General features: G+C 64.5%; 7 protein-coding genes. 6 read left to right on the top strand and 1 reads right to left on the bottom strand.

Annotated features, from left to right (window positions below; all coding sequences use genetic code 11):
- Positions 1-100: 100 nt before the first annotated feature.
- From ACLQ62_RS05080 to ACLQ62_RS05060, 5 genes are all read left to right on the top strand, one after another.
- Positions 101-1,471 (top strand): hypothetical protein, encoded by a 1,371-nt coding sequence (locus tag ACLQ62_RS05080; protein ID WP_411720578.1) that lies wholly within the window; start codon positions 101-103, stop codon positions 1,469-1,471.
- Positions 1,472-1,609: 138 nt separating this feature from the next.
- Positions 1,610-2,749, top strand: coding sequence for a hypothetical protein (locus ACLQ62_RS05075; RefSeq protein ID WP_411720577.1), 1,140 nt, complete (start codon positions 1,610-1,612; stop codon positions 2,747-2,749).
- Complete coding sequence (locus ACLQ62_RS05070) at positions 2,746-3,588, top strand: hypothetical protein (protein WP_411720576.1); 843 nt, start codon at positions 2,746-2,748, stop codon at positions 3,586-3,588. Before ACLQ62_RS05075 ends, ACLQ62_RS05070 begins: the two co-directional genes overlap by 4 nt.
- Positions 3,585-4,649: a sortase domain-bontaining protein gene (locus tag ACLQ62_RS05065; RefSeq protein ID WP_411720575.1), complete on the top strand. Its 1,065-nt coding sequence runs from the start codon at positions 3,585-3,587 to the stop codon at positions 4,647-4,649. The genes ACLQ62_RS05070 and ACLQ62_RS05065 overlap by 4 nt, the downstream gene beginning before the upstream one ends.
- A gap of 163 nt (positions 4,650-4,812) precedes the next feature.
- Positions 4,813-5,616: a phosphate ABC transporter ATP-binding protein gene (locus ACLQ62_RS05060; protein ID WP_411720579.1), complete on the top strand. Its 804-nt coding sequence runs from the start codon at positions 4,813-4,815 to the stop codon at positions 5,614-5,616.
- Between the two features lie 82 nt (positions 5,617-5,698).
- On the opposite strand, the gene ACLQ62_RS05055 is transcribed toward ACLQ62_RS05060, so the two are convergent.
- A complete protein-coding gene (locus ACLQ62_RS05055; RefSeq protein ID WP_411720573.1) occupies positions 5,699-6,073 on the bottom strand; it encodes a PH domain-containing protein in 375 nt (124 codons plus the stop codon).
- 198 nt (positions 6,074-6,271) lie between these two features.
- On the opposite strand from ACLQ62_RS05055, the gene ACLQ62_RS05050 reads away from it, so the two are divergent.
- Positions 6,272-7,492, top strand: coding sequence for a TM2 domain-containing protein (locus tag ACLQ62_RS05050; protein ID WP_411720572.1), 1,221 nt, complete (start codon positions 6,272-6,274; stop codon positions 7,490-7,492).
- Positions 7,493-7,652: the final 160 nt, after the last annotated feature.

The raw sequence follows: 7,652 nt of genomic DNA, 5'->3' as shown, positions 1-7,652 counted from the left end.
TCCTTGCACCGTCGACCACAACGCCGTTCCGCGTCGCGCTCTCGGCATAGTTTCCGCTCTCCTTCGTACACAAAATTCAAAACACTAAAAAAGGAATGAAGTGAACATCAGCAAAAAGTGGAGCGCGGCAGCAGCCAGCGCTCTTGCCCTCGCCCTCGTCGTCGGCGGTGCGGTCTCGGCAAACGCCGCCACGGGCGACGTCCTGCTCGACCAGTCAAACGGCTCGAAGACGTCCTACTACATGTATGACGGCAATGGAGTCTTTACGGACGGTGACCCGACCCGTGTCTTCGGCAGAGGCGAAATGGTTTTCGGCTCCGCGAGCAAGACGGACATCCTCGCTGAGCTCAACCCGGCAGCCACTCGGCCCGTCACCGGTGCCGCGCCCTTCACCGGGGTGTACAAGTTCCTCTCGGATCGGAACCCTGCCGACCGCGACGGCGGTACCAACACCTGGAACGCCTATGCATACGACTCGGCAGCCGGCCCCAATGGCGGAACTCTGACGCCCGACCTCACGCTGGAAGGTCTCACCAACGGCATCGAAACGGTGATCGCCGCGGGTGGTGAGTACTGGTTCGGTATCGCTTACACGAACAATGCCGGTGTGACCACGGTAGGTGCGGTGTACCGCAACATCACCATCGAAAAGGGCACCGGTAACTACACCGTCGGTGCGGTCGAGGTCGAGGCCGCTCCGGCGCCGCCCGCCGCCGTCACCGAGGCTGACCTCACCGCTGGCAACCAGGTCTCCACGCTCGTCACCGAGACGGTCGACAGCAAGGTTCTCGCGATCGACGCCGGTGTGGCGAACGCCAACAAGACGCTGACCGTGGGCTCGTTCCCGGCCGGCCTGACCGGCCAGGTCACCTTGGACGCGAACGGTGCCGGCACGGTCGACGCCGCTGCCATCCCGGTCAACCAGGCCACGAAGCTCTACCTTGCGAACAGCGACAACACCATCGTCGCGTGGGACAGCTTCACCCTCACCCAGTCGGTCCCCACGTCGTCCACGACCAACCTGAGCGCTGAGGTCACCACCTCGAACCGCTTCGAGCTGGTTGCCCCGGCCAACGCGAGCGTCAACCTCGGTACGGTTCGTCGCGACAAGGTCACGGCTCCGGTCAAGCTTGGCCAGTTCTCGGTGTACGACGACCGTAACGTGCTCAAGGGTTGGAACCTGAACGTTACCGCTTCGGACTTCACGAACGCCGTTGCGGGCAAGGTCATCGCGAAGGACGCTCTCGGGTACAAGGGCATCCAGGCCGGCGGCATCCAGGATGGTGTCGAGCTCACCGCGGGGAAGGCCGCTGGTGTGGCTGGCTTCGGCACGCTCGCCACGGCCGCCATCGACTCCTCGACCGCTGAGGCAGGCGCCCACTTCGACGCCGACCTGACGTTCAAGGCTCCGAAGAACGCAGTGAAGGGCGTCTACAACGGCACCCTCACGCTGGACCTCGTCTCGAAGTAAGTAGTCGAGCGATAGTCCGACAGTGAAAACCGTATGGGAAAGGCGCCTGGCGCGCCTTTCCCATACGGCATGTCCGCACGACCCCCAGCTCCGTCCATAACCGCCTCAGCAGAGGCGCCCCAGCGAAATGCACACCCAGTGACCGCAGTTCTTCTCCACCCGTCCTTCGCCCGTCGTGCCGCCCGCGGCATCCGTCGGGCATTTGTCGTCGCCCTGCTCACCTGCCTCGCGATCACCGGCCTGATCGTCTCCGACCCGTCAGCTGCACGGGCAGACGACACCATCGGTATCTCGGGCGTGCCCGCCGGCGCAGACGGCAACGCCGACAACCGATCCCGGTTCAGTTACAGCGCCGACCCGGGGCAGCAGGTCACCGACAACTACCTCGTACGCAACACCGGCACTCTGGTGCAGTCGTTCACCATCCTGGCCACCGATGCCTTCAACGACGACGAGGGCGCATATGCGCTGCTCGAAACCGGTGCCGTGGCAAAAGATGTCGGCACCTGGGTGCGCTTTGAGAACGGTATGGATCGACTGCAGTTCGACCTGAAGTCCGGCGAGTCCCGCGTCGTACCGTTCACGGTCGACATTCCCGCACAGGCTGGGCCCGGCGATCATGCCGGCGGCATCCTGGCATCCGTCGTCACCCCCGGCGAGCAGGTCAACGTCGACCGGCGCCTCGGCACGCGACTCTATGTGCGCGTCTCCGGTGACATCCAGGCGGGGCTGACCATCGGCGGCGTCGGGAGCCAGTACGTGGGGGACTGGTGGAACCCGTTCGCCGGCGCCGTGCGGATGAGCTACACCGTTGAGAACACCGGAAACATCGTCCTCGCCTCGAACATCTCGGTCGGCGCGCGCACCTGGTTCGGCATCCCCGCCGGAGGCGAGCAGGGCGACGGCATTCCCGAGCTGCTGCCCGGCTCCACCCGCACCTTCGAGACCGACCTCCCGGGCATCGCGAGCGTGGGCTACCTGAACCCGTGGGTGACCCTCAACCCGTTCGTGGAGGGGGATGACGAAACCAAGCGGATGCCGGTTCCTGCCACTACGCGCGACACCGTGCTGATCGCTCCGCCGTGGATCCTCGTGATAGCGCTGGTCCTCGTCGCCCTGTTCTTCGTCTACCGCCGCTGGCGTCGCCAGGTCGACGCGAAGCGCGCTGCAGTGTGGATCGAATACACCGAGAACGAAGCGCGACGGAAAGTCGAAGCCGAACAGGCCGTTCAGGCGAACGACGTCGTGAGCGTCGGCACCGGCGGGAGCGGATCTTGACCGCTGCACAGCGCCGCGCACCGTGGCAGATCGCTGTCGCCGTCGGCATCCTGGTTGTCGTCGCACTGGTCGGTGGCGGGCCGCTCCTCGAGCGGGCGGCCGCCGAAGAAGCCGAGCCGGACGGCAATCTCTCGGTCGAGGTCGTCGACGGTCTCGAGCCGACACCCACGGTCTCACCGACACCGACGGTCTCACCGACGGCCTCACCGACACCGCCGACTTCGCCCTCAGCAGAGCCGACCATACCCTCGGCACCGACCATTCCTCCGCGACCGGCACCGGGAGGGCCTGTTCCAGGCGACGTTGTGCAGGAGACCATCAGTGACCCCGCCGAGGCCGACGAAGCGCTCGGTGACGACCCGTCCGATATCGGTGGCATCCTTGCGATGAGCGGGCTCACGGCATCCGTATCTCCATCATTCAGCCCCGGCAACGGCACCGTCACGCTGACGTTCAGCGTACGCAACAACTCGTCGACGACCCTCGATTCGACCGCCCGGTACTGGATCAACAACGCGGTCGGCGGCCGCGTCGCCGACGCGAAACTCGTTCGCGTGGATGGCCTTGCGCCGGATGAAACTCGACGCGTCAGCGTGACCTTCGGCGCGCTCGGTCAGCACACCGTTCTGCACAGCCACGTCAGGTTGACTCCGCCGAAGACGGTCGAAGGAACGTCACTCCTGCCGTTGACCCGCGATACGCTCGTCGTTCTTCCGCCGCTGTTCGGCCTCTCAATCGGCGGCGGGCTGGGCCTCGCCGGTGGGTTGTTCTGGTGGTTGCTTGGTCCTCGCGGCCTCCGTCTCATCCGCTTTCCTGGTGTCGCGAGGATTGCCTCATGACCGTCATCGACCGGCCGGCGGGCGACGACCCAACCGAAGACCTGTTGCCACCGCCCAGCAGGCGATCCGTGCGAGAGACGACGGATGGGTCCAGCCGACCGCCGCGCGTTCCGAAAGCACCGAAACTGCCGCGCGTTCCGAAACCGCCCCGAGGCGAAGGGCCGCCGACACCGCCCAGGCGCATGCCCGCGCCGGCTCGGGTGCCGGTTTCGCTCACCCCCCGGAAACAGGTGATCCGAGGCGCACTCACCGTCATTGCCGCCCTTCTGCTCACGTTCGTACTGAACGTCACCGTGATTGGGCACATCCAGCACCTCGTCGCCCAGCAACAGCTCGGCGACCAGTTTCGGCTGCAACTCGAGGAGAGCACGGCGCCGGTCAGTGAAGGGGATGTGTATGACGTGCTCCTGCCCGATGGTGCCCCCGTCGCTCTTCTCACGATCCCTCGGCTCGGTATCAAGGAAATCATCGTTGAGGGCACCGACGCGGACAGCCTTCAGGCAGGGCCGGGACACCGCCGCGACACCATGCTCCCCGGCCAGGCCGGCGTCAGCGTCATCATGGGGCGTGCGGCAGCTTTCGGTGGACCCTTCGCTCGCATCCAGGAACTCGCGCCCGGAGACAAATTCAGCATTGTCACCGGCCAGGGCAAGCACTCCTATGAAGTCATCGGGCTGCGTTACGCGGGCGACCTCGCCCCACCCGCCCTGAAAGCAGGAGAAAGCCGCGTCATCCTCACCACCGCGCGGGGCACGCCATACTCACCGAGTGGTGTTGCGCGGGTCGACGCCCGCCTGGTCAGCGACGTACAGCCGGCCGGGCCCAGGCTCACCAACTTCGTCACCCTTCCCCCTCAAGACCGCGAGCTGCAGGGCGATACCTCCACCGTGTGGGCCCTCGTCTTCGCGCTGCAATTCCTGTTGCTCGTCGAAATCGGCGCGGTCTGGGCCTACCGCCGTATCGGCGCCCGCCAGACGTGGATCGTCTTCGTGCCCGTTGTCATCCTCAGCAGCCTGCTCGTCACTGAGCAGGTCGTACGCCTCCTGCCCAACCTCCTCTGAACCATCGCCACCGAATCGAGTGACCATGACCGAACCGAATTACTCCGATGACCGCACGCAGGTGTTGCCCAAACCGCAACGCGCCGGGTTCGCATCCGCCGTCTGGGATCGTATTGAGCCGACCAAACGTGCGTGGCGGAGGGGGGCATCCCCAAGCACCATGATGGACGACGTGGAGCGGCCGCTGGATCCGCTCGCCACTCTCGAGGGCCGGAACATCACCGCCTGGTTCGGCGACCATCAGGTGCTCGACCGGGTGTCGCTCACCATGGAGGCAGGAGTGATCACCTCGCTCATCGGGCCGTCCGGATGTGGCAAATCGACGTTCCTGCGCATTCTGAACCGGATGCATGAACTCATCCCGTCGGCGAGTCTCGCCGGCGAGGTGTTGCTGGACGGGCAAGACATCTACGACCCGGAACGCAAACTGGTCGACGCGCGCAAGAGCATCGGCATGGTCTTCCAAAAGCCGAACCCGTTCCCGTCCATGTCGATCTACGACAATGTCGTTGCCGGTCTCAAGCTCACCGGAAAGTCGATGGGGCGGGAGGAGCAGGATCTGCTCGTCGAAAGCTGCCTGACCAAGGCCGGCTTGTGGAAAGAGGTCAAGGATCGCCTTCGCGCGCCCGGTGCCGGCCTATCGGGTGGGCAGCAGCAGCGACTGTGCATCGCCCGGTCGCTTGCCGTGAAGCCTCGTGTGCTCCTGATGGATGAGCCCTGCTCCGCGTTGGACCCGACCTCGACCCGGGTGATCGAGGAGACCATGCTCGAGCTCGCCCGCGAGGTCACGATCGTGATCGTGACTCACAACATGCAGCAGGCGCAGCGAGTGTCACAGAACTGTGCGTTCTTTTTGGCATCGCAGGGCACACCGGGTGGAATCGTGGAGCACGGACCCACCGAGGCGATGTTCGGTGATCCGATCGACAGCCGCACGGCCGACTACGTGAACGGCCGCTTCGGGTAAAGCAGAAGGGCCGAGCTTTCGCTCGGCCCTTCAGTTGGCTGCTTTGGTCGGGCGCTCGATGCCGCTTGGGCTGGCGAGCGTCCTACAAGACGTAGAAGCCGATGAGCTTGCCCAGGTAGGTGATGTCGAAATTGCCCTTGAACTCGAGCTTCACTTTGCCGAGCCCGCTGAACCAAAGCTCGAGTTCGGCGTCCAGGTCGAAGGTTCCAGCCGTTTCGATCGAGAACGCCTGAATCTTGTTGTAGGGGAGGCTCGAGAAGTCACGCTTCCTTCCGCTGATGCCCTGCACGTTCACAGCGATGATGCGCTTGTTCGTGAACACGACGAAGTCACGGAACGTCTTGGCCGCAACCATGATCTGCTCCCCTTCAATGAAGAGAGGCTGCACCGAGGCCGCAATTTCCGCTGGGTCGCATGCCGCGAGCTTGAAAACAGAACCGTTCGTGAAGTCAATCATTCCGCGAGTCTAGGCTCCGCGTGGAGCCGACCGGTCGAACCTTGCACCCAGAGAAGGTGACAAACCGGTCCATTCCGGTGAATATCCACACTCGGTGTCTGAAGCGAGCCATAGGGTTCGGATGGGGGCTGCACCGGCCCCTGGGGGCGGCGATCAGTGTGCCGACTCTGAACACACAGCTTTTCAATCTGGAGTCGCATGACTGGCACGAACGGTGCGCCTTCGGCGCCCGGCATCCCGCCTGTCCCACCCTTCCAGCAGAGCCAGCCTCCGGCCGCCCAGCACGAGTACCAGCAGGCTCTGGCCGCTGATCAGGCGGCCCCGCAGCCATACCAGCCGGCATACTCGCAGGCCCAGGCCGGATACGCTCCTGCGCCTCCGGCCGCGAGCCAGGCGCCGACCGCTTATGCAACGGCACCGTACCCGACCGGCGCACCGACGACCCCAGGCAAGTCCTTCATCGTCACGTGGCTGCTGTCCTGGTTCCTCGGCATGTGGGGCGTCGACCGTTTCTACCTCGGCAAAGTTGGAACCGGCGTTCTCAAGCTGATCACCTTCGGTGGCCTCGGTATCTGGGTTCTCATCGACCTGATCATGGTCTTGGTCGGCGCGACTCGCGACAAGCTGAGCCGCCCCCTCGTTGGCTATGACCAGTTCAAGAAGATCGCGTGGATCGTCACGGCATCCGTCGTTGTTCTCGGTGGCATCATCGGTGGAATCAGTGGCGCGATGGCTGGCGCGGCTGCCAGCGCGATCGCCGCCGGCGCTGGCGCTGCCGTCGAGGAGAGCGTCGTTGAAGAAGAAGTACCCGCGGAAGCTGCCGAGGCAGAGGTAGTGGAAGAAGCGACTCAGGGCTCGGATGCTGCCGCCTGGGCTGATGACAACTTCGGAACCTTCGACACTCTGACGCAGTCAGGCACGGGCGACAGCCTCATCACGCTACCTGCTGGAGCATCCGTCGGCATCGTCACCTCGACCCACAGCGGGTCGGCCAACTTTGCGCTGAACATACTCGACGCGACGAACACCTCGACCGGTGACCTCCTCGCGAACACCATCGGCAACTACTCCGGCGTGGCCGTATACGGCCTGCTCGGCTTCGGTGAGGCGCCGGCCTCCCTGCAGATCATGGCGGACGGTGCGTGGACGATCACGATTGAGCAGGTGTCTACCGCTCCTGCGCTCCCTGAGTCTGGAACCGGTGACGGCGTCTACCTCTACGACGGTGCTGCCGGAGCACTCGCGCTGACGCACGATGGTGAGAGCAACTTCGTGGCGGTGGAAGAAACTGGAGAAGCCTTCTCCATGGGCCTCCTCGTGAACGAAATCGGTTCCTACTCCGGAACTGTGCCGCTCAGCGCTGGTCCGTCGCTGGTGTCGATCACTGCCGACGGTGCGTGGACGGCCGTCGTCGGCTAACTCCAACCAAATCAGAAGACCTGCCGGCCTTGAGTCGGCAGGTCTTTCTTTTCGGTTGAGCAACCGGACGGTGTCACCAAACGGATGCTCGTCAATTAGGCACGCGAGTTGTGAATCTCAGCAGGTAGCCGTCCGGGTCCTGCACGAGGAACTGCTCGAC

Source organism: Mycetocola sp. (assembly GCF_046716805.1).
GTDB lineage: Bacteria > Actinomycetota > Actinomycetes > Actinomycetales > Microbacteriaceae > Mycetocola_A.
Note: the sequence above shows the minus strand (reverse complement) of the source record. Positions and strands in the feature narration are given on the sequence as shown.

Bases quoted from the DNA above. Each gene is read 5' to 3' on its own strand.
- ACLQ62_RS05050 (WP_411720572.1), top strand. From the start codon at position 6,272: ATGACTGGCACGAACGGTGCGCCTTCGGCGCCCGGCATCCCGCCTGTC.
- ACLQ62_RS05065 (WP_411720575.1), top strand. From the start codon at position 3,585: ATGACCGTCATCGACCGGCCGGCGGGCGACGACCCAACCGAAGACCTG.
- ACLQ62_RS05060 (WP_411720579.1), top strand. From the start codon at position 4,813: ATGGACGACGTGGAGCGGCCGCTGGATCCGCTCGCCACTCTCGAGGGC.
- ACLQ62_RS05055 (WP_411720573.1), bottom strand. From the start codon at position 6,073: ATGATTGACTTCACGAACGGTTCTGTTTTCAAGCTCGCGGCATGCGAC.